Origin of the sequence: Mycobacterium kubicae (genome assembly GCF_015689175.1) — a bacterium.
Lineage (GTDB): Bacteria > Actinomycetota > Actinomycetes > Mycobacteriales > Mycobacteriaceae > Mycobacterium > Mycobacterium kubicae.
The window spans coordinates 347,235-368,867 of the sequence record NZ_CP065047.1; the positions used below are offsets into that span (position 1 = coordinate 347,235).

15 protein-coding genes are annotated in these 21,633 nt (G+C 63.8%); 12 read left to right on the plus strand and 3 right to left on the minus strand.

Translation table 11 applies throughout. The annotated features are described in order from the left end of the window. The first annotated feature begins 97 nt into the window (after window positions 1-97). The 6 genes from I2456_RS01700 to I2456_RS01725 are packed head-to-tail and all read left to right on the plus strand — an operon-like array spanning window position 98 to window position 7,480. Window positions 98-964 (plus strand): SDR family NAD(P)-dependent oxidoreductase, encoded by an 867-nt coding sequence (locus tag I2456_RS01700; RefSeq protein ID WP_085073865.1) that lies wholly within the window; start codon window positions 98-100, stop codon window positions 962-964. Window positions 965-984: 20 nt separating this feature from the next. Then, entirely contained in the window at window positions 985-2,337 is a 1,353-nt protein-coding gene (locus tag I2456_RS01705; RefSeq protein WP_085073866.1) for an aromatic ring-hydroxylating oxygenase subunit alpha, read from the plus strand. Continuing rightward, window positions 2,334-3,515, plus strand: coding sequence for an LLM class flavin-dependent oxidoreductase (locus tag I2456_RS01710; protein WP_085073867.1), 1,182 nt, complete (start codon window positions 2,334-2,336; stop codon window positions 3,513-3,515). The genes I2456_RS01705 and I2456_RS01710 overlap by 4 nt, the downstream gene beginning before the upstream one ends. After that, entirely contained in the window at window positions 3,512-5,368 is a 1,857-nt protein-coding gene (locus tag I2456_RS01715) for a flavin-containing monooxygenase (RefSeq protein WP_068030288.1), read from the plus strand. The genes I2456_RS01710 and I2456_RS01715 overlap by 4 nt, the downstream gene beginning before the upstream one ends. After that, a complete protein-coding gene (locus I2456_RS01720) occupies window positions 5,365-6,303 on the plus strand; it encodes an SDR family NAD(P)-dependent oxidoreductase (protein WP_068030291.1) in 939 nt (312 codons plus the stop codon). The genes I2456_RS01715 and I2456_RS01720 overlap by 4 nt, the downstream gene beginning before the upstream one ends. Further along, window positions 6,296-7,480 carry a CaiB/BaiF CoA transferase family protein gene (locus I2456_RS01725; RefSeq protein ID WP_068030294.1) on the plus strand — a complete coding sequence of 395 codons (1,185 nt, stop codon included), beginning with the start codon at window positions 6,296-6,298 and terminating at the stop codon, window positions 7,478-7,480. The genes I2456_RS01720 and I2456_RS01725 overlap by 8 nt, the downstream gene beginning before the upstream one ends. Window positions 7,481-7,683: 203 nt before the next feature. On the opposite strand, the gene I2456_RS01730 is transcribed toward I2456_RS01725, so the two are convergent. After that, the gene (locus I2456_RS01730) at window positions 7,684-8,685 is read right to left on the minus strand and encodes a TIGR03619 family F420-dependent LLM class oxidoreductase (protein WP_241007844.1); all 1,002 of its coding nucleotides are present in this window, start codon (window positions 8,683-8,685) and stop codon (window positions 7,684-7,686) included. Window positions 8,686-8,924: 239 nt separating this feature from the next. On the opposite strand from I2456_RS01730, the gene I2456_RS01735 reads away from it, so the two are divergent. After that, the gene (locus tag I2456_RS01735) at window positions 8,925-9,899 is read left to right on the plus strand and encodes an AraC family transcriptional regulator (protein ID WP_163703760.1); all 975 of its coding nucleotides are present in this window, start codon (window positions 8,925-8,927) and stop codon (window positions 9,897-9,899) included. 128 nt (window positions 9,900-10,027) lie between these two features. Further along, window positions 10,028-10,798 carry an alpha/beta hydrolase gene (locus I2456_RS01740; RefSeq protein WP_241007845.1) on the plus strand — a complete coding sequence of 257 codons (771 nt, stop codon included), beginning with the start codon at window positions 10,028-10,030 and terminating at the stop codon, window positions 10,796-10,798. A gap of 25 nt (window positions 10,799-10,823) precedes the next feature. Here the strand turns inward: I2456_RS01740 and I2456_RS01745 are convergent, their stop codons facing one another. Then, entirely contained in the window at window positions 10,824-12,002 is a 1,179-nt protein-coding gene (locus I2456_RS01745; protein WP_068163583.1) for an acyl-CoA dehydrogenase family protein, read from the minus strand. Window positions 12,003-12,409: 407 nt separating this feature from the next. On the opposite strand from I2456_RS01745, the gene car reads away from it, so the two are divergent. The 4 genes from car to I2456_RS01765 all read left to right on the plus strand — a co-directional run bounded on the left by car (window position 12,410) and on the right by I2456_RS01765 (window position 20,971). Then, a complete protein-coding gene (gene car, locus I2456_RS01750) occupies window positions 12,410-15,931 on the plus strand; it encodes a carboxylic acid reductase (protein WP_085073870.1) in 3,522 nt (1,173 codons plus the stop codon). Between the two features lie 147 nt (window positions 15,932-16,078). After that, on the plus strand, window positions 16,079-16,936 hold the full coding sequence (locus I2456_RS01755; protein WP_085073871.1) for a Crp/Fnr family transcriptional regulator: 858 nt from the start codon (window positions 16,079-16,081) through the stop codon (window positions 16,934-16,936). A gap of 52 nt (window positions 16,937-16,988) precedes the next feature. Beyond that, on the plus strand, window positions 16,989-18,674 hold the full coding sequence (locus I2456_RS01760; RefSeq protein ID WP_085073940.1) for an FAD-binding protein: 1,686 nt from the start codon (window positions 16,989-16,991) through the stop codon (window positions 18,672-18,674). Window positions 18,675-18,958: 284 nt separating this feature from the next. Further along, window positions 18,959-20,971: an acyltransferase family protein gene (locus I2456_RS01765; protein WP_068030756.1), complete on the plus strand. Its 2,013-nt coding sequence runs from the start codon at window positions 18,959-18,961 to the stop codon at window positions 20,969-20,971. On the opposite strand, the gene I2456_RS01770 is transcribed toward I2456_RS01765, so the two are convergent. Continuing rightward, window positions 20,972-21,631 (minus strand): O-methyltransferase, encoded by a 660-nt coding sequence (locus I2456_RS01770; RefSeq protein ID WP_085073872.1) that lies wholly within the window; start codon window positions 21,629-21,631, stop codon window positions 20,972-20,974. Window positions 21,632-21,633 lie beyond the last annotated feature (2 nt).

Genomic DNA, 21,633 nt, shown 5'->3' on the forward strand with positions numbered 1-21,633 from the left:
TACGATGAGCAGAATCCGTATGCGCCCTTGACGTGCTGAAGGACAAGAGAGAATCATGCTCTCTAATGAGTGCACGTCGTTATCTTGTCCGGACAAAATGCCAGCCGATGTGATGGGGCTGACCGGCCGCACGGTAGTGGTGGCCGGCGCAGCAGGCGGCGGTATCGGCACGACCGTGACCAGGATGGTCGCCCGAGCCGGCGCCACCGTGGTGGCGGTAAGCCGCAGCCAAGACAACCTGGACGAGCACGTCGCTCCGCTGGCCGCCCAGGGACTGCCCGTGGTCTCCGTCGCGGCCGACATCTCCACCGATGACGGCGTGTGCGCCACCCTGGATGCCGCCCGGCGCGCCGATGGCGAATTGCACGGCCTGGTCAACGTCGCCGGCGGCGCGGACCCGTCGACCTGGATGCCGTCGACCCGGGTGACCCGCCGCGACTGGCAGGACCTCTTCACGCGCAACCTCGAAACGATGTTCTTCCTGAGTCAGGCTGTGGCCGGCGAACTGAAGAGCAGCAAACGATCGGGCTCGATCGTGTCGATCTCGTCGATCAGCGGCATGAACACGGCGCCGTTTCACATCGCTTACGGCACAGCCAAAGCCGCGATCGTGGCGGCGACCCGAACGATGGCTCTGGAACTGGCCTGCGACGAAAACGGGACCACCATCCGGGTCAACGCGGTCGCTCCGGGGGTTACCGAGACACCGGCCTCGCGCACCTACACCGACGAGGATCCCGAACGCGACCGGCGGGCCATCGCGATGGGGCGGCGGGGTCGTCCCGAGGAGGTGGCCGGGGCCATTCTGTTTCTGCTTTCCGACTTGTCGACCTACATCACCGGCCAGACCCTGCTCGTCGACGGCGGACTCAATCTCAAGTGGGGCCATCTGGATTCGGACAACACATCGCTGTTTCTCAAAGACCAATCTTTCCGCACCGCGATCAAGCGTTGGGACGCCTGAGTGAAGGAAGGGAGGACCAGATGGACGAACTGATCGAGCCGGTCACGATCGGCGTCGAGGCATACCTCTCCGAGGACTATGCGCGCGCCGAGCGGGACAAGCTGTGGCGCAAGGTGTGGCAGCAGGTCGGGCGGGTCGAAGATCTCCCGAAGGTAGGCAGCTACCTGACCTATGACATCTTGGACGACTCGATTGTCGTCGTCCGTACCGCCGACGACGGATTCAAGGCACACCACAACGTGTGCATGCATCGCGGCCGTCGGTTGGTGGATTTGCCGCCCGGCGCCAAAAGCGCATGCGGACACAAGAAGTCGTTCGTCTGCGGCTTCCACGGCTGGACATATGACCAGGACGGCAACTGCATTCACATCCCCGAGCAGGCGGACTGGCGGGGCGCGTTGACCCCCGAGAACACGCACTTGGCGCCGGTCAACGTCGACACCTGGGGCGGTTGGATATGGATCAATATGGATCCGGCCTGTGCCCCCCTGCGCGACTATCTGGAGCCCGCCGCCACCATGCTCGACCCCTTCCGCCTGGGCGACATGCGCTGCAAATGGCGTAAGTGGCTGCACTTTCAGTGCAACTGGAAAGTCGCCATGGAGGCGTTCAACGAGACCTACCACGTCGCGACCACGCATCCGCAGTTCAACAAATTCGGCAATTTCCGCGGCTGGGCCGCCGCACACGGCAAACACAGCAACATCGGCTACGACGCACCAACGGACTTGGCGGAGACCAAATCCAAGATCCGCCTGGGTACGGGCGCAGACCCGCGCATCTCGACCGCCGAAATGCAGCTCTACACCTTGGTGGAGACCAACGCCACCACCACCAAAACCTTGGTCGAAGCGGCGCAACGACTGGTCGACGAGTTGCCCGAGGACGCACCCGCCGACCAGGTGCTCAGTCACTGGCTGACCTCCGCGCGACGCGACGATGCCGCCCGCGGCGTGATCTGGCCGACCATTGATCCCGAGCACCTGGCCAATAGCGGCACCGCCTGGCAGATCTTCCCGAACTTCCAGATCGGGCAGGGCTTGACCACCGCACTGTGCTACAGCGCTCGGCCGCACGGCTATGACCCGGACCGATGCATCTTCGAAGCCGCATGCTACGAGCTGTATCCGAAAGGCGAAGAGCCGCAAACCGAATGGGTGTACGCGCCGCCGGATGACCCGAACTGGCGCAGTGTGCTACCACAGGACTTCTCCAATATGGCCGCAGTTCAGCAAGGCATGAAGTCACTGGGCTTCCGCGGTCCACGGCCCAACCCGTACATGGAACGCAGCACCGCCAACCTGCACCGCAACCTGGCCGAATACATGGGGACCGGCGCGCCCCGCAAACTAGCAACGGAGACACCGCGATGAAAGTCAACATTGGTCTGGGAGCACACAACTCGCACGATTGGGACCGCGTGCTCGCCGAGGACTTCAGCCGACCACCCGACACACCAGACTGGCAATGCGTTCAGTCCACCCTGGCGATCGGCGATCTGGCCGAACCCTTGGGCTTCGACGGCATCTGGGTGCCCGAGCACTGTGGAACGCCGTATGGCATGACACCGAATCCCATTCAGGCGCTCAGCTACTTCGCCGGTCGGACCGAACGCGTGAGCCTCGGCACCTTCGTCGCCGTGGCGCCGTGGTGGCACCCCGTCCGGCTGGCACACCAAATCGCCTACCTGGACATCCTTTCCAATGGCCGGTACACCACCATCGGGATCGGGCGCGGGGTATCGAAAGGTGAGTTCGCCGCCGTCGGCGTGCCCCGCGAAGAGAGCCGGCAACGGTTCAACGAAGCCCTCGACATCCTGCAACTGGCGCTGTCGGGCGAGCGGTTCGCCTACCAGGGCGAGATCTTCACGGTCCCGGAGATGTCACTGCGGCCCGAACCGCAAACCCCAGACCTGTTCTCTCGCGTCTACAGCTCGTCCTCCACCGCGGAGTCGCTGGAGATCCTCGCGCGCCGCGGCATGGTGCCGCTGTTCGTGGGCAACAAGCCGATCGAGGATGCCGGACGAGAAGTGCAGCAAGTGAACACCTTCCGTCAGGAGGAGGGACTGCCCCCGTGTCAGCCCAAGAACGTGATGTTCATGTACTGCACTCCGACTGCCGAAGATGCCGCCAAAACCGAGGAGTGGATCTGGACGGCCAACCGCGATGTCACCGTGCACTACGGATTCGCCGACGCGTCGAACTTCAAGGGCGTCAAGGGCTATGAGGCATACGCTGCCCGGGAGGCGACCGCAACGGCAGTACTGGCATCGTCGGTGAGCGGTGAGGCTTCCAAAGGGCCCTCCAAAACGCCCGGATACCACGCCTCCAACTTGCTGATCGGTACCCCGGAGGAAATCTTCAACCGCCTCAAAGCCGCCCAGCAAGCCTGCTCGTTCTGTGAGCTGACGATCGTCCCACAGTTCGGCACCATGCCATACGACGAGGCGATGGCAAGCACTCGACTGTTCGCCGCCGAAGTGTTACCCGCTGTCCACGACATGGACGCGCCCCTGCACGCCGCCGCCCTGCCGGAAAACGCTCTGGCATGACCGAAGGTCCGGACTGCCCACCGACGCAGACACCCGAGGACATCGACCTGCCCGCCCTGCGCGAGAAGTACCGCCAGGAACGGGAGAAACGGCTGCGACCGGAAGGGTCCAAACAGTACATCGAACTGGTCGACGACTTCGCCGGCTACTACGAGACCGACCCGTATTCGACACCGGTAGTGCGTGATCCGATCTGTGCCGACATCGATGTCGCGGTGCTCGGCGGCGGCTTCGGCGGTCTGTTGTGCGCGGCCAACCTGAAGAAGGCCGGCGTAGACGATGTGCGCATCATCGAACTGGGCGGCGACTTCGGCGGTGTCTGGTACTGGAACCGCTATCCCGGGCTGCAATGCGACAACGAATCCTACTGCTACATACCGCTGCTCGAAGAGCTCGACTACATACCCAGCAAGAAATTCGCCGACGGCACCGAGATCTACCAGCACTGCCGGCGCATCGGCAAGCACTACGGCCTCTACGACTCGGCGATCTTCTCCACTCAGGTCAAGGCGTTGCACTGGGATGAAGCGGTCCACCGGTGGCGCATCAGCACCGACCGCGACGACGACATCCGCGCCCGCTTCGTCGTGCTGGCATCCGGTCCCTTCCATCGGCCGAAGCTTCCAGGCATTCCCGGAATCAAGAACTTCCAGGGACACAGCTTTCACAGCTCCCGCTGGGATTACGACTACACCGGCGGAGACAGCGGCGGCGGGCTGCACAAGCTGCGTGACAAACGGGTCGCCGTGGTCGGCACCGGCGCCACGGCGGTACAAATCGTGCCGTTCCTGGGCCGAGACGCCAAGCACCTGTATGTCTTTCAGCGCACCCCGTCGTCGGTCGGCGCGCGCAACAACACCCCCACCGATCCCGAATGGGTCAAGACGCTACGGCCTGGCTGGCAGAAAGAGCGACAACGCAACTTCCATTCCTGGACGTTCGAGGGCATGGCGCCCGGCCAACCGGACTATGTCTGCGACTTCTGGACCGAATTGGGCCGCAACACCGCAGCCCGCGTACTGGCACTCGATGATCCGGCCTCGATGAGCCCCGAGCAGTTCATGGCGATCCGTGAGGAGGAGGACTACAAGGTCATGGAGCGCCTGCGCCGGCGTGTCGAGGCGATCGTCGAAGACCCGCAGACCGCCGAGGCGCTCAAGCCCTACTATCGGTTCTTGTGCAAAAGGCCCTGCACCAACGACGAATACCTCCCGACGTTCAACCGACCGAACGTCACCTTGGTCGACGTGTCAGCCAGCAAGGGCGTGGAGCGGGCGACCGAGAAAGGCCTGGTGGCCAACGGGGTGGAGTACGAACTCGACTGCATCATCTATGCCAGCGGCTTCGAGATCACCACGGAAATCAGCCGGCGGTATTCGATCGAGGCAATCGAGGGACGCGATGGGTTGTCCCTCTTCGACTACTGGCGCGACGGCTATAAGACGTTGCACGGCATGACCAGTCGAGGGTTCCCCAACCAGTTCTTCACCGGCTTCACCCAGGTCGGAATCTCGGCGAATATCGCCGCCAACTACGAACTGCAGGGCGAACACATCGCCTACATCATCGCCGAGGCGCTGGCCCGGGGCGCGACGACCGTCGAACCCAGCCAGGAGGCGCAGGACCGGTGGTGTCAAACCATCCGCGACACCGCCATCGACAACAGCCAGTTCGACAGCGAGTGCACGCCGGGCTACTACAACAACGAAGGCGGCGGCCCGGGAGCAGCAGCGGGAGAAGGCATTCGATCCCACATCGGCGAGCCGTACGGCCCCGGCTTCTACGCATTCGGCGACCTGCTCGCCGCATGGCGGGATGACGGTGATCTGGACGGCCTGGTCTTGAAGTCATGACCACCGAACTCAGGTTCGACGACCGAGTCGCCGTGGTGACCGGCGCAGGCCGGGGTTTGGGGCGCGCGTATGCGCTCATGCTGGCGGCCCGGGGCGCCAAGGTTGTGGTCAACGACAGCGGCAGTGCCGTGTCCGGAGCGGGAATGGATGAGTGTCCCGCGCAGCAGGTGGTCGCAGAGATCAGGGCCGCGGGCGGCGACGGGGTCGCCTGCGTTGAAACGGTGGCGACCGCCGCGGGCGGCCAAGCGATCGTCCAAGCGGCCCTGGACAATTACGGCCGGATCGATATCCTCATCCACAACGCCGGTAATGTCCGGCGGGCGGCGTTGCGGGAGATGAGCTACGAGGACTTCGACGCCGTCATCGATGTGCATCTGCGCGGCGCCTTCCACGTCGTGCGGCCCGCCTTCCCGATCATGTGCGACGCCCACTACGGTCGCATCGTCCTGACCTCGTCGATCGGCGGCCTCTACGGCAACCATGGCGTCGCGAATTACGCCGCCGCGAAGGCCGGCTTGGTGGGCCTGTCCAATGTCGTGGCGCTCGAAGGCGCGGACGACGGGGTGCTGTGCAACGTCATCGTTCCGTCCGCGGTCACCAGAATGGCTGAGGGATTGGACATTTCGGCCTATCCACCGATGGGCACCGACCTGGTCGCGCCGGTCGTCGGGCTACTGGCTCACCAGTCCTGCCCCGTCAACGGGGAGATGCTGATCGCCATCGCGGGTCGCGTCGCGACGGCCGTGGTCGCAGAAAGCCCCGGGGTGCAGCGCCTGTCCTGGTCGATCGAGGACGTGGCCGAGCAGCTCTACGCCATCCGGGACCGCTCCGCGCCGCTAGTCTTCCCGGTGGTGCCCAGTGGTCACGCCGACCATATTCGCTACAGCTTCGATTCCGCGGCATGGGTGAACCGGGAGCGCGCGCACCATGGGTAGCTCCGGACCCCTGGCCGGGGTGCGTGTCGTCGACCTCACCGCGATGGTGATGGGGCCCTACTGCACGCAGATCATGGCCGACATGGGTGCTGACGTCATCAAAGTCGAGCCGCCGCAAGGCGATGACACTCGTTACATCTCCGTCGGCCCGGCACCCGGAATGAGCGGCGTCTTCGTCAACGTCAACCGCGGCAAACGCGGGGTCAGCCTCGATTTGAAGTCCGACTCCGGTCAAACCGCCATGCGCGCCCTGATCGCGGGCGCCGACGTGTTCATCCACTCGATGCGCGCGAAGGCGATCGGCCGCCTGGGCCTCAGCTACGCCGACGTGGCTGCGATCAACCCGGCCATCGTGTACACCAACTGCTACGGGTACGGACGGCGCGGACCCAAACGGGACTTGCCCGCCTACGACGACACGATTCAGGCGGCCTGCGGATTGCCCGCTGTGCAACAGCAATTGACCGGCGAGGCGAACTACGTTGGGACCATCCTGGCCGACAAGGTTGCCGGTCTCACCGCCCTCTACGCCACGATGATGGCGCTGTTCCACCGGGAACGCACCGGTGAAGGCCAAGAGGTGGAAATCGGGATGTTCGAAGCCGTGGCGTCCTTCATGCTGGTCGAACACGCCAACGGTGCGATGTTCGAACCCGCGCTTGGGCCGGCCATCTATCCCCGAACCGTGGCGCCCAACCGCCGGCCGTATCGCACCAGCGACGGCTACATCGCCGCATTGATCTACAACGACAAGCATTGGGCGGCATTCATCCGAGCCGTACGGCCGCCGTGGGCCAGCGACCTCTACGCCACACTCGAGGGTCGGGCGCGTCAGATCGACGCCGTCTATGCGTTGCTGGCCGAAACGATGGCGCAACGCACCACCGAAGAATGGCTCGATCTGTTCGGTGAACTCGAGATCCCGGCGGCACCGCTGTCCAGCCCGGCGGAGTTGTTCGACGATCCGCACCTGAACGCTGTCGACTTCTTCCAGACCGTGGAAACGCCGCACGGCCCGGTGCGGTTTCCCGGTGTGCCGGCTTGGTTTTCCCGGACGCCGGGGAAGGTCGCGGGTCCGGCGCCGGAACTGGGCGCCGACACCGCCCAGGTACTCGAGGAACTTGGCCTGACCTCTGTCGAGACCGGATCCGACGCCGAACCAGTGGGGCCATTCTAGGAAACCGAGCGGGGAGAGCTGTCGTTGCAAGAGCAACATGTCGACGTCTTGCCAGTCGCCAGGGGCAGCACAGTCGGTTCCGGCATCGGTAAGGTCCTATGGGGCCGGCTTACTCCTCGAACGCCCATCGGCAGCACCCACAGAGCCGCCCCAAATCAACCGCACCTGAGGCTGCTGGCTATGCGATGGCTTCCGACTTTTGATTACAAGGCCGCGAATTTCGCGATCCACTCGAGTTGGGAGTCGATATCCTCGACGGCCCACATCAACTCCACGAACGAATCCGGGTAACCGTTGTCGGCCAGTCGACGCGTGGTGTCAGCCACCGCCACAAGGGGAGTGCCAGGCGCGACGTTGACGCGAACCTGTGCAGTGATCTCAGCAGAGTCGCGGCCAACCGCGCGGGCGGCAGCATCGACCGCGTTCCGTTGTGCGTGTAACGGAGACAGATCCACGTGATTACTGGCCCACACGACTGGCAGCCAGCAGTCTGCACGCTCACCCACCCGCCGCAAGCCGGCACCGGTGAAGGCGCCCAGTCCAATCGGTGGCCGCGGGCGCTGAACCGGTTTGAAGTCAACCCACGACGGCGGGATCGACCAGTGAACGCCTTGATGCTCAACGGGACTGGTGGTCCAGAGCGCAATCAATACATCCAACAACTCATCGAGAAGCGCGCCGCGGTCCTCGAAACGAGCGCCAGAAGCGCAGTACTCGTCAGGCGACCAGCCGACACCGAATCCGGGCAGCAACCGTCCGTCGCTGACGGCATCAATGGTCGTGAGCTGACGCGCCAACTGGACCGGCGGATACCAAGGCCCCACCAACACGCTGGCGCCCAACCGCACCGTAGTGGTCACGGTCGCGGCTACAGTCAGCGCGATTAACGGATCAGCGATGGTGCGGTAGTGCTCGGGTATCGCACCGCGCATACCAGCATGTAGTGCGGTTGGGTCCACGGGTGCCAAGAGTCGGTCGGCGACCCACAAGCTGTCAACGCCCAACTGCTCCGTCGCCGCTGCAAATGCAGCCACATCCGCGTGCGCCAATTCCCCGAACTGAGGCAGTGTACAACCCACCACCTGCGTGACGATACCAGCGGACGCGGTCGGTGACACCGCAGCCATAGCGTCGAAAAGCCAACCCTTAGACGGAAATTCAATTATGCAGCTGCTCGCGTCACCCGTCTCATTACCGAAAGTCATACATGGTGTGCTCGAAGAGCGGGCATAGGTCTTCGCTTTTTGACAGCTGCCCCAGTGCGAGCGGCCGAGTAGCCAGTTAGCGCATGACTGCGGACGCGTGGCGCAGTCTCTGGCAGCGGCGCTTTCATTCCACGACAACGGCATTACCGTGGTTGTTGCCGAGGCGAGGGGAAAGGACACTAGCTGCTAACGAGGAGGGCAACTGCGTGACTGAACGATCGACAGCTACCACTGCGCCTATGCGCACTTTGACACCGGTGCCAACGTTTGATGACCTCGCCCTCGCTTGCTGCGGCCGGCGCCACGTCGATTTGGTCAGTGACCCGAAATCTTTTTCCCTGTGCAGACGGGCGGGCCGACTCGGTCCCGTCACGGTTTCCGAACTCGTTGTCGGCTCCGACATCTCGATGGATAGCCGAGGATGCCACGACACCTATCAGGTGCTGGTGCTGCAGAACGGCCGGGTGGAAGGGCTCTATAAAGGCGCTGCTGTATCCGTCGGTCCTGGCGCTACTACCGTGCTGGCCCCGCAGCGCCAACACACCAATAGGTGCGCGACGCGATGGACGGCCGGCACCAAGATGATGTGTTTGACGATCGACCGCCACGCCGTCGATGAGGCCCTCAGCGATGCGCTAGGTTATCGCGCGACTTCTCAAATCGATTCTTCTCCCAGCCTGCCGGCGCATACGCCGCCAGTCCAAGGTTGGGTCACGATGTTGGGGTTGTTCACCGAGCAGATTCTCCGGCAGGACGGCTTGCTTACCCAACCGCTTGTCGGTATGCCATTCGTCGACAGTCTCGTGCGCGGCTTCCTGCTGGCCGCTCCGCATCCACACCGGGAGGCCGTCGTCTGCCACGAACGGCCGACAGCGCCCCGCGCGATCCGTACCGCCATCGAATACATTGAGCAAGAAGCTCATTCGCCGTTGACCTTGTCGTCGATTGCCTCGCACAGTCATTTGAGCGTTCGTACGCTGCAGTATGGATTTCGACGCTATCTCGAAACATCGCCGATGGCATATTTGCGCGAGGTTCGGTTGCGCCGAACGCATCAGACATTGCTTGAAGCGGATCCATCGGTGGTTACCGTGGCTGCGGTCGCTTCCCGCTGGGGTTTCGCCAATCTCGGCAGGTTCGCGGCCACCTATTCGGCTCGCTACCACGAGAAGCCGGCGGAAACCCTGCGCCGTAGTGCATCCCGCAGAACATGACAGAGATACAGGTCCGGCGACCGCCGGCCGGTGATTGGCGGACCCGGCGGGTCATCGTCGAAGCGGCCCTAGACAGGGCCGCACAAATGTTCCCTCCTGCCAGCGGAGTCGATGTCTACCCGTTCGTGGTGAACGCATTGGACGGCACGCCACTGCCGTTGTTTCTCTACCGGCCCACTGGCACGCGTGAATCTGGCCGGGCAGCGCTTCTGCTGCATGGCGGCGGGATGATTATGGGTTGGCACCGCGTCTACGACCTGCTTGTGCGGTCGTATGTCGCGTTGTCCGGCGTTCCGATTCTGTCGGTTCAATATCGCTTCGCGCCAGAGTATCCGGATCCGATTCCGGTCGAAGACTGTTATGCAGCGCTGGTGTGGCTAGCCGAACAGTCATCCGCTCTTTCCGTCGACCCACAACGCATTGCGGTGATGGGCGGCAGCGCAGGAGGTGGACTTGCGGCCGGAGTAGCTTTGCTGGCACGAGATCGAGGTGGTCCGGCACTAGCCCAGCAGCTTCTGTTCGCGCCGCTGCTTGATGACCGCACAGAAACAGGTAGCTCCGCCGTGGCGTCACATTTGACGTGGGATTCTGATGACAACATCACCGGGTGGACGGCCCTGCTCGGGGAGAAGGTAGGCGGCGAGACCGTCTCGCCGTACGCCGCGCCGGCGCGCGCTGACGATGTGTCTGAGCTGCCACCGACCTACATTGACGTGGGCGGACTCGACCTGTTCTGGCGGGAGGATCTGCGATACGCAGAACGGCTTATGGCAGCGGGTGTGCCAACCGAGTTTCACCTGCATGCCGGCGCCCCCCATGGCTTCGAGCTTTTTGCCCCGAACAGCGAGCTCGCGCAACGCGTATCGGACGACCGTGTTCGTCGTCTCAAGTCTCTCTAGGCACACCGGGAAGGTCGGACCTGTCTCAGTAGACGGCTACCGGGGGCTGCGTGCCGAAATACAATGCCCCGGACCACTCCCACACCCGCTTCGTTGTCAACGCGTGCTGGGCGACCATGTTGAGGTCGCGTAGCTGGCGTTGCAGTGGAGACGACCGGTGTAGCGCCCCAGCACCGACCGCGTCGACCAACAGTTGCACCGCGTCACGGCAGGAAGTTCCTGCGTGTACGACGGCACCGGCCCAGCGGGCGCGCTGGTCGAGCGAAAGTTCCTTTCCGGCTTGCAGTGTTGCGAACACATCGCCGAGTGTGTCGAATACGTGGCTGCGCGATGCGCCGATCATGGCTGATGCGCGCGCCAAATTGCTCAAGACGACCGGATCCTGCTTCGCGGGAACATTGGTCACCTTGCTGATTCTGGATTCCAGAATCTCGCGTGCGTTATCGAATGCTTCTGCCGCCACGCCAAGTGCGACGCCGACACCGCAGGCGGGCAACAGGCCGTACCAGGCATACAAGGGTTCGGACCGGTGGTGTTCTCCCGGAACGAACGTGTGATCCTGCGGCACATAGGCGTTTTCGATCGTGTAGTCGTGGCTGCCGCTGCCGGCGAGCCCGACTGGATTCCACGTATCGACGATCTTCCACTCGTGCGCTGGCAGGATCGCCACTCTGTATTCAGGCTTACCCGAACGGGTCAATCGCGGTCGTCCGTTCTGCTTGACGATGGCGCCGCCGGCGATGACGTCGGCGTGGGTCACCCCACTGCCGAACGGCCATCGGCCCGATAGGCGATAGCCGCCGTCACAGACTTCGAGAGTGCCCGCCGGGCCTTGGAATGCGGCACTGATCATGTCTAATTCCGGGTAGAGGGTGCGGGCCGCGGATTCATCGAGGTAAGAAGCGAAGAACCCGCTTTCGGTTCCGATCATGGCGCACCATGCCGCCGAGGCGTCTGCCCTGGCCAACCGCTCGATCACCTCGACCTGTGTGCACACGTCGAGTTCGGGGCCACCCCATGCCGCGGGCATCGCCATCCGGAAGACACCCGCCCAGCGCATCGCGTCGACAACGGGTTGGCTCAGGTGACGGGCGGCTTCCGCTTCCTCACTGTGCTCACGTAGGACAGGGGCGATCTCGTTGACCCGCTTCCAGATTGCCGATGCGTCCGAGTCCGCGACCAGCGCGTCAGAAAGTATGGTCATCGATTCACCTTTCGAATTCGTGCTAAGCCGTCAGATTAGGGCCGTCTCGTTCATTGAGGTATCCACATTGCGCAACCGCCCGGCCGACTCGCGCAAGGATTGAGTTCAGTTCGCACAGTCGACCGTGGAGCCGACAGCCGTTATGCACGGGCATTCAGCGCGCCGATTTGCTCGACCCCGCCGACGGGGGCGTCTGTGGCCGGCCGAGTATCCAGCGTGCGCACTGCCTGGGCCGCATGGTGCACTGCGGGCATGCTGACTGGTGCAAGCCACCCCGCGACAGCGGACGGAACCGCCTGTGCGTTATGCGGTTAGAGGCGTGCGCACGATGGATAGTGGCTGACCCGTCGGCTGTCTAGCGTTGGCTCGATGTCGGTCAGTCATCGCTTTGCTTGAAAGGTTTTGCTATGTCGCCTGCCACTCATGAGGAGCGGCTGCAGCGCCGAATTGCTGAAATCGCAACCAGCGATAAACAATTCGCTGCCGCCTTCCCTAGCGAGGCGGTGGCGGCGACGGTTCAGCGCCCGGGGCTACCCCTGCCCCAAGTCATCCAGTCGGTTCTTCGGGGTTATGCCGATCGACCCGCGCTGGGGCAACGCGCTGTCGAATTCATCGTTGACCCTGCGAGTGGGCGCAGGTCGGTGAAATTGCTGTCCCGGTTCGAGACGATCAGTTATGCCGAGTTGGGGGAGCGCGTCACTGCCCTGGCCAGCGGATGGCTTGACGATGTGGTGTCGCCGGGTGACCGGGTGTGCATGCTGGGCTTCACCAGCGTCGACTACACCACGATCGATATGGCGCTGGCCCTATGTGGTGCTGTGTCTGTTCCGTTGCAGGCCAGCGCATCACTCACCCAGCTACAGGCGATAGTGGCCGAAACCGAGCCCATTGCGATCGCCGTCAGCGCCGAATATCTGCACCTGGCAGTCGACTTGGCCCAAGCCGATCATCCGCCGGCACGACTGGTGGTGTTCGACTATCACCCCGAGGTCGACGAGCAGCGCGAGGCGGTAGCAACCGCGCGGGCGCGGTTGGCCGACACCACGGTGACCGTCATGACATTGGCCCAGGTGGTCGAGCGCGGTAGGACGCTGCCGACGCCGTCGCTGGCCGCGGTAGACGGCCAGGACCCGTTGGCCCTGGTGGTCTACACCTCCGGTAGCACGGGTGCGCCCAAGGGCGCGATGTATCCGCGCAGCATTCTGGCCCGGATGTGGCAAAGACCCAACCGCGCCTGGGTGGGGGCCAGTGCGCCGTCGATCACCCTGAACTTCATGCCGATGAGCCACTCGATGTGTCGCGTAATCCTCTACGGCACCTTGGGCAATGGCGGGACCGCATATTTTCCGGCCAAGAGTGACCTGTCCACGCTGCTGGACGACCTCCGGTTGGTGCGTCCGACGGAGTTGACCCTGGTTCCCCGGGTCTGGGAGACGCTGTTTCAGGCATTCCGCAGTGAAGTGGACCGCCGATGCGCCGCTGACGCCGGCCGAAATCACCGCGAGGTCATCGAAGCAGAAGTGTTGGAGGAGCACCGGCAACGTCTGCTTGGCGGTCGCGTCATCTTCGCGATGACGGGAACGGCTCCGACCTCAGTTGAGTTGACCAGGTGGGTGGAGTCATTGCTCCAGATGCACGTGGTGAACGGGTACGGCTCGACCGAGGCCGGAATGGTGTTGTTGGACGGTCAAATTCAGAGTCCGCCCGTCGTCGACTACAAGCTTGTCGACGTACCGGATCTCGGTTACTTCACCACCGACCGGCCATATCCGCGGGGTGAGCTGTTGCTCAAGAGCGAGAACGTGTTTCCCGGCTACTACAAGCGGCCTGACGTCACCGCTGAAGTGTTCGATGCCGACGGCTACTACCGCACTGGTGACGTCGTCGCCGAAACTGGTCCAGGTCGGCTGCTTTATGTCGATCGCCGCAACAATGTGCTGAAGCTGGCTCAGGGCGAGTTTGTCGCGGTCGCGAAGTTGGAGGCGGTGTTCGGTTGTAGCCCCCTGGTTCGCCAGATCTACGTCTATGGCAACAGTACCCAGCCGTACTTGCTGGCCGTGGTGGTACCCACCGAAAAGGCGCTGGCCGAACATGATCTCACCGAACTGAAGAGTCTGATCACCGACTCTCTGCAAGACGTCGCCAGAAGGGCTGGGCTGCAGTCCTACGAGGTGCCGCGCGACTTCTTGATCGAAACTACGCCGTTCACTCCGGAGAATGGTCTGCTGACCGAAGTTCGCAAGCTGGCGTGGCCGAGGCTCAAGCAGCACTACGGCCAGCGCCTCGAACGGCTCTACGCCGAGCTGGACGCTAACCAGGCCGGCGAGCTGGACGAACTGCGACGCACCGGAGCTACCGCGCCGGTGCGCCAGACAGTAGCTCGGGCGGCAGCCGCCCTGCTGGGTGCGGTCCGCGCGGAGGTGTCAGCGGAAACGCACTTCACCGACTTGGGTGGAGACTCATTGTCGGCACTGACTTTTGGCAACCTGCTGCATGAGATTTTCGACGTGGATGTGCCGGTCGGTGTCATCGTCAGCCCGGCCAACAATTTGCAGGCCGTCGCCGATTACATCGAAGCCGGCCGCGCCGGCACGAAGCGACCGAGCTTCGCCACCGTGCACGGTGCTGGCGCGGCGGAGGTTTACGCCGCCGACTTGAAGCTGGACAAGTTCATTGCAGCGCAGACGTTGGCTGCCGCGCCGAACTTGCGCCGGCCTGCCAGGGAGGTGCGCACCGTTCTGTTGACCGGCGCGACCGGCTTCCTGGGCCGCTACCTGGCGCTGGAGTGGCTGGAACGAATGGCATTGATCGATGGCAAGGTGATCGCCCTGGTGCGCGCCAAGGACGACGCGGCAGCACGGGTCCGGCTGGACAAGACCTTCGACGGTCGCGACCCCGAGCTGCTCGCCCGCTACCAGCGGCTGGCCGCGGAACATTTGGCGGTCGTCGCCGGTGACAAGGGCGCTGCCAATCTTGGCCTGTGCCAGCGGAGCTGGCAGCGGCTGGCCGACACCGTCGATGTGATCGTCGACCCCGGCGCACTGGTCAACCACCTGCTGCCCTATGCGGAGCTGTTCGGTCCGAACACCGTGGGCACCGCTGAGCTGATCCGCATCGCGTTGACCACGAAGCTCAAGCCCTACACCTACGTCTCCACAATCGGTGTGGGCGATCAGATCGATCCTTCGATGTTCCTTGAGGACACAGACATTCGGGTGTCGAGCCCGTCGCGCAAGATCGACGACAGCTACGCCAACGGATACGGCAACAGCAAGTGGGCCGGCGAGGTGCTGCTGCGCGAAGCGCACGACTTGTGCGGTTTGCCGGTAGCGGTGTTCCGCTGCAGCATGATTCTGGCCGACACCACATATGCCGGTCAGCTCAACGTGCCGGACATGTTCACGCGGCTGATCCTGAGCGTATTGGCTACCGGGATCGCACCCGGTTCGTTCTACGAGCCCCCGATAGACAACGCCGACGGCATACGCCAACGCGCCCACTATGACGGTCTGCCGGTGGAGTTCATTGCTGCGTCGATTTCCGCGCTGGGAGCACAGGAGGTCGACGGACACCGGACCTACCACGTGATGAACCCCTACGACGACGGCATCGGACTCGACGAGTACATCGACTGGTTGATCGAAGCCGGATATGCCATCACCCGCATCGCGGACTACCATGAGTGGCTGCGCCGGTTCGAGACCAGCCTGCGGGCCCTGCCCGACCGGCAGCGCCAAGCCTCGCTGTTGCCGCTGTTGCAGAACTACCAGCAGCCCCAACAGCCCATCCTCGGGTCGCGGGCTCCCACCGAGCGCTTCCGCGCCGCGGTGCAAGAGGCGAAAATTGGTTCGGATAAAGATGTTCCGCATGTCTCAGCACCAGTCATCGTCAAATACGCTGAAGACCTGCAACTGCTGGGCCTGCTCTAGCCCCGGTCCCTGACGTCGAACCTTCTGCGTTGCGCAATTTGGACATACTGCTGCGCACGACGTGTCGTTGCACTGCACGGGTGCACCTAACGTTGGTTTCGTGATCGTTCTCAGGACCACCGCCCGCAGTCAGCGGCGAGGGTAGCTATGACTCTGTTGGGGCGGCCGGCGACAGGGTTGAGGTGTTGCGATGCGAGCGACCTCCCCGATCCGCAAATCCATCGCAACAGCATCAGATTGCGGCACTCCCACCACAGCTCGTGCACGGGAACACAACACCGAGAGGTTCTTCAGGCGCTCTACGCAACGGGAATCTTCTCCAAAACAGAACCCGATGTCGTCTCGGCGTTCGCTCGGCAGCTGGCGCCGGTGCACCTTCCACCCGGCAATATCGGGACAACTAATGGCGACTTCGGCGACCGCCTTTACGTGATCATCTCCGGCAAAGTCAAAGTTTCGTATCGGCGCCCCGACGGCCACGAGATGCTCATCACCGTGGTAGGACCCGCAGAACTCCTCGGTGTCACTGCGATGTTCGATCCGGCGGCATGCGACGCGAGCGTCACCGCCCTCACCGCGGTGCTGGCAGTACCGATCGAACGCGCGCAACTTCTGAGGTGGATGGCTCAACATTCAGAAATCGGCGAGCAACTGCTTCGCCTTTTGGCGCGGTGGGCAAGATTTATGACGACTTTCGTGGGCGACTTCGCGTCGGCCGACGCACCGAAGCGCATTGCCAACCGACTTCTGTTCCTGGAATGGCGGTTCGGCCGGCAAGACGGTGACACGGTGCGGGTGGTGCATAACTTGACCTCTGAAGACTTCTCTCGTCTGGTCGGTGTTCCAGCCAAGACGGTCAGCGCGACTCTGAGCCAGTTCGAGCGTAACGGCTGGATTATTCTGGAAGACAACGCCTTCCGGATCACCGACTCACAAGCCCTTAGGTCGATTCCGAGCCTTCATGCCGAAGGCGACAGCCACTTCGGCCACCAACATTCTGCTTGATCAGGCGGGTCGACCTGCCAGCCCCGGCAGCTGCATGAAGGAGTTGATGGCGATGGATTCGACCAAGGACGCGTCGGTTCGGAATCGGCGCAACGAGATCAGCCGCTCGTGGCCGATAAGCGCCACTGACCGAAGGCCGGGTGCCGACCAATTCGACGTAGTGATCGTCGGATTCGGCGCCGCCGGTGCCTGCGCGGCGATCGCGGCTGCGGAGCACGGTGCCCGGGTGCTTGTGGTGGACAGGTCACTAGGGGGCGGGGCATCAGCGCTGTCGGGTGGAGTGGTCTACGCCGGCGGAGGTACTCGATACCAGTATGCAGCGGGATACCCTGATACGCCGCGCGAGATGTATTGCTACTTAAGCCAAGAGGTCGCCGGTGTGGTGAATGACGCCACGTTGCAACGATTCTGCGAGGAAAGTGTGCAGCGGCTGTCGTGGTTGGAGCAGCACGGCGCCCGGTTTGCGGGGATGCTGTGCGATTACAAGACGTCGTATCCGACCGACCGGCACTATCTGTACTTTTCCGGCAATGAACAGGCCTATCCGTACTGCTTGCACGCCATGCCGGCGCCACGTGGACACCGCCAAGTTGCCAAAGGCATGGGGTCGGGCAGGGCGCTGTGGCAGGCGCTGCGCCGCTCCGCGGAGAGCCTGGGTGTGCAGTTTTTGCCGTTGACCCGAGCCGAGGAGGTGCTGATGGTCGATGGCCGGGTGGCCGGACTGCGCTGCCGTAGCGTCACCGACTGTAACTTGATCATGTTGCAGCACTACCTGCGCACAGCGCCGTTGCGGGCGAAACTGACCAACTGGGCGCCCGCGATCGGCCGCGCATTACCCACCGGCGAGAGGCGGCTGTGGCGCCGCAGCGGCGAGTTGATCGTCGAGGCACCTAACGTCATCCTGGCCGCCGGTGGATTCGCTTTCAACCGAGACATGTTGCTGTACAACGCGCCAGCCTATGCGGGTATATCGCCGATGGGAACCGAAGGCGACGACGGCAGCGGCATCATGCTGGGGGTCAGTGTCGGTGGAGCCACCGCATACCTGAATCGGTTGGCCGCCTGGCGGTTCTTGAGCCCTCCGTCGGCGATGTTGCAGGGGGTCAGCGTCGGAGTCAACGGTGAACGCATCGCGAACGAAGACCTGTACGGCGCCACCCACGCCGACGTCATGGTCCGGAACTTCGGGGGAAAAGGCTTCCTCATACTCGATGCAGCGATGTGGCAGCGGGCCCGAGCGCAATTGCCCTACCAGACCACGCCGCTTCAGCGACTCCAGATGGCCGCGGTGTTGACGACCGAGCGGCGCAAGGCGGCCACCCTGGACGAATTGGCTGTCAAACTCGACATCTCGCCTTCCGGTCTGGCGGCCACCGTGGCGGCCTACAACCACGCCGCCGCGGAGAGTCTGCAAGACCCCGCCCGCAAGGCAACGGCAATGTTGAGGCCCCTGCGGCAACCTCCGTTCTACGGCGTGGACATCTCCATCCGGCCGTCAATGGCTTACTTTGTGCCCGGGATGACCCTGGGCGGGCTGAAGGTCGACGGTGCCAGCGGGGAAGTTTTGAGGGACGACGGGTCCGCGATCTCAGGTCTTTACGCCGCGGGGCGCACCGCGGTGGGCGTCTGCTCGAATTCCTACATCAGTGGGCTTTCCCTGGCGGACTGCGTGTTCTCGGGCAAACGAGCAGGTGAGCACGCCGCGGTGCGCGCCGGAACGACGTCCAGCCGACATTGATGATCGGTGCACGAGGCCAAACTGCCGGACCAGATCTTGTCCGACCGCCACCGCGGCGAACGGTCCAGCCCGAGAAAAGCTGCCGAAAACCGTTGCGTGTCTTGCGCTGATCCGGCCCACGCCGCCTCTAAGCTTGCGGAGATCACGAGGAGGGGCAACGACGTATCGGCAGCAACGTGGGCGCCGGGCGACGAGATGGTCGGGGCGCATTAACAGCGAGTACTGAGCCGGGCGGGAAACATCCCGCGCCGGCGCCTTCTGCTCGGCGCCGCTGGGTGGCTCCGGTGCGGCGGGTGGGACGGCTGGCCAAATGGGACCAGCCGCAACGACCCAACGGCATCCCAGCTTTGGACGGATTGCGAGCCATCGCCGTTGCGCTCGTCCTGGTCGGCCATGGCGGCATCCCCGGTGTGACCGGTGGGTTCATCGGTGTCGACATCTTCTTCGTGCTCAGCGGATTCCTGATCACGTCACTGCTGCTCGACGAACTCGGCCGCAACGGCCGTATCGACCTGACCGGCTTCTGGATTCGCCGCGCGCGGCGGCTGCTGCCCGCGTTGGTGTTGATGGTCCTCACCGTCGGTGTGGCGCGTGACCTGCTGCCCTACCAGTCGCTTACCGGGTTGCGCAGTGACGCGATCGCGGCCTTTCTGTGGATGGCCAACTGGCGGTTCGTCGCGCAGAAGACGGATTACTTCACCCAGGGCGCTCCGCCATCGCCCCTGCAACACACCTGGTCGCTGGGCGTCGAGGAGCAGTATTACTTCATCTGGCCGGTTCTGCTGATCGGGGTGACCCTCCTACTGGCGGCGCGCGCCAAGCGCTATTTCGCGAAAACCACGGTGGGCCACGTGCGATTCGCCACCTTCGTCATCGGCTCGCTGGGGGCCATCGCGTCCGCCGCGGCTGCGATCATCTTCACCACCGACGCCAGCCGGGACCGAATCTACTTCGGCACCGATACCCGCGCGCAGGCATTGCTGGTCGGCGCGGCCGCCTCGGCGTTGCTCGTCCGCGACTGGTCGGCGCTGAACCGGGGCTGGTGCCTGGTGCGCAGCCGCTGGGGTCGGCGAATCATGCGGATATTGCCGGTGCTCGGTCTGGTTGTGCTGGCCGCGATCACCCACTTCGCCAGTGGGAGCGCCGGCGAATTCCGTCACGGCTTGTTGATCGTGGTGGCACTCGCCGCTGCTCTGGTGGTCGCACCGGTGGCGTTGGAGCAGCGCGGACTGGTGGCGCGCATCCTGGCGTGGCGTCCGCTGGTCGGTCTGGGCGCGATTTCCTACGGCGTCTACCTGTGGCATTGGCCGATCTTCTTGATGCTCAACGGTGAACGAACCGGATGGTCGGGACTGCAACTCTTCGCCGTGCGGTGTGCCGCGACGGTGGCGGCCGCCGGCGCCTCATGGTGGTTGATCGAGCAGCCCATTCGGCGTTGGCGACCCGAGCGAGTTCCGCTGTTGCCGCTCGCGGCGGCCACCGTCGCATCCGCTGCGGCTGCGACGATCCTCGTCGTCCCGGTCGCCACCGGACCCGCGCTACGCGAGGTCGGGCTCCCGCCGGGGGTTTCTGCGGTCGCGGCGGTGTCGCCGTCACCTCCGCAGACCGGTCAGCCGGTGCCTGCTCCGGGACCGCGAGACCCCAACCGGCCGTTCACCGTTTCGGTGTTCGGCGATTCGATCGGGTGGACCATGATGCATTACCTGCCCGCGACGCCGGGGTTCAAATTCATCGACCACACCGTCATCGGCTGCAGCCTGGTGCGCGGCACCCCGTATCGCTACATCGGGCAGACGCTGGAGCAGCGAGCCGAATGCGACACCTGGCCGGGCCGGTGGACGACGCAGATCAATCAAGACCGGCCGGACGTGGCGTTGTTGGTCATCGGTCGCTGGGAGACGGTGGACCGCGTCAACGAGGGCAAATGGACCCACATCGGTGACCCCACCTTCGATGCGTATCTCAACTTCGAACTGCAGCGGGCGTTGAACATCGTCGGCTCGACTGGAGTGCGAGTGATGGTTGCCACCGTCCCTTATAGCCGCGGCGGCGAGAAGGCGGACGGTCGTCTCTATCCGGAGGACCAGCCCGATCGGGTCAACCAGTGGAACACCATGCTGCGCAACGCAGTTAGCCAACGACCCAACGTCGGGATCGTGGACCTGAACAAGAAGCTGTGCCCGGACGGGGTTTACACCGCCAAGGTGGACGGCATCAAGGTGCGCAGCGACGGGGTCCACCTCACCCCCGAAGGGGTGAAGTGGCTCATCCCGTGGCTGGAAGAGTCGGTCAGATAGCTACTTGCTTGCCCAACAGCTGATTTCCATGCTGTCGGTCGCGCGGACGGGCAAGTTGAAGCTGACGTATCCGTTGTCGGGGTTACGGACGTGGTCGAGGTAGGTCCCGGCGTCGGCGGCCTCGGTGTTGTCGGCGATCACCAGCGCTCCAGGTGACAACCGCGGTTCCAGCAGCTTGATCACCGGCAGATAGAGGTCCTTCCACCCGTCGAGCAGGACGAAGTTGACCGGATCGTCCAGTTCGGTCAGCGTGGACAGCGCGTCTCCCTCCAATATCGTGATGACGTCGTCCAGGCCGGTTTCGGCGAAGGTGTCTTTCGCGGCGGCGATTTTGGTGTCGCTGAGCTCGGTGGTGATCACCCGGCCGGTGCCGTTGTCGCGCACCGCGGACGCCAGGTGTAGTGCGGAGATGCCGAAGGACATGCCGAATTCCACGACGGTCTGCGGACGGGTAGCGCGCACCAGCGCGTAGAGCAGTTGGCCCGCTTCCGGGGTCACCGGGATGTAGAACTCGCTCATCGCCTCGGTGCGCTCCTGCGCGGTCATGGGCCGCGCGAAATCCCCGCGCCTGTCCTGCAACAGCGACATCTGATCTTTCGCGGCGGCATACATCCGGTCGAGCGTCGAGGCGACCCGTGGGTCCTGCAAAGTAGTGGCCATGC

Excerpts from the sequence above, each read along its gene's own strand:
- car (WP_085073870.1), top strand. The coding sequence starts at position 12,410 with ATGTCGCCTGCCACTCATGAGGAGCGGCTGCAGCGCCGAATTGCTGAA.
- I2456_RS01705 (WP_085073866.1), top strand. The coding sequence starts at position 985 with ATGGACGAACTGATCGAGCCGGTCACGATCGGCGTCGAGGCATACCTC.
- I2456_RS01720 (WP_068030291.1), top strand. The coding sequence starts at position 5,365 with ATGACCACCGAACTCAGGTTCGACGACCGAGTCGCCGTGGTGACCGGC.
- I2456_RS01735 (WP_163703760.1), top strand. The coding sequence starts at position 8,925 with ATGCGCACTTTGACACCGGTGCCAACGTTTGATGACCTCGCCCTCGCT.
- I2456_RS01755 (WP_085073871.1), top strand. The coding sequence starts at position 16,079 with ATGACTCTGTTGGGGCGGCCGGCGACAGGGTTGAGGTGTTGCGATGCG.
- I2456_RS01700 (WP_085073865.1), top strand. The coding sequence starts at position 98 with ATGCCAGCCGATGTGATGGGGCTGACCGGCCGCACGGTAGTGGTGGCC.
- I2456_RS01745 (WP_068163583.1), bottom strand. The coding sequence starts at position 12,002 with ATGACCATACTTTCTGACGCGCTGGTCGCGGACTCGGACGCATCGGCA.
- I2456_RS01770 (WP_085073872.1), bottom strand. The coding sequence starts at position 21,631 with ATGGCCACTACTTTGCAGGACCCACGGGTCGCCTCGACGCTCGACCGG.
- I2456_RS01715 (WP_068030288.1), top strand. The coding sequence starts at position 3,512 with ATGACCGAAGGTCCGGACTGCCCACCGACGCAGACACCCGAGGACATC.
- I2456_RS01760 (WP_085073940.1), top strand. The coding sequence starts at position 16,989 with ATGGATTCGACCAAGGACGCGTCGGTTCGGAATCGGCGCAACGAGATC.
- I2456_RS01710 (WP_085073867.1), top strand. The coding sequence starts at position 2,334 with ATGAAAGTCAACATTGGTCTGGGAGCACACAACTCGCACGATTGGGAC.
- I2456_RS01730 (WP_241007844.1), bottom strand. The coding sequence starts at position 8,685 with ATGACTTTCGGTAATGAGACGGGTGACGCGAGCAGCTGCATAATTGAA.
- I2456_RS01725 (WP_068030294.1), top strand. The coding sequence starts at position 6,296 with ATGGGTAGCTCCGGACCCCTGGCCGGGGTGCGTGTCGTCGACCTCACC.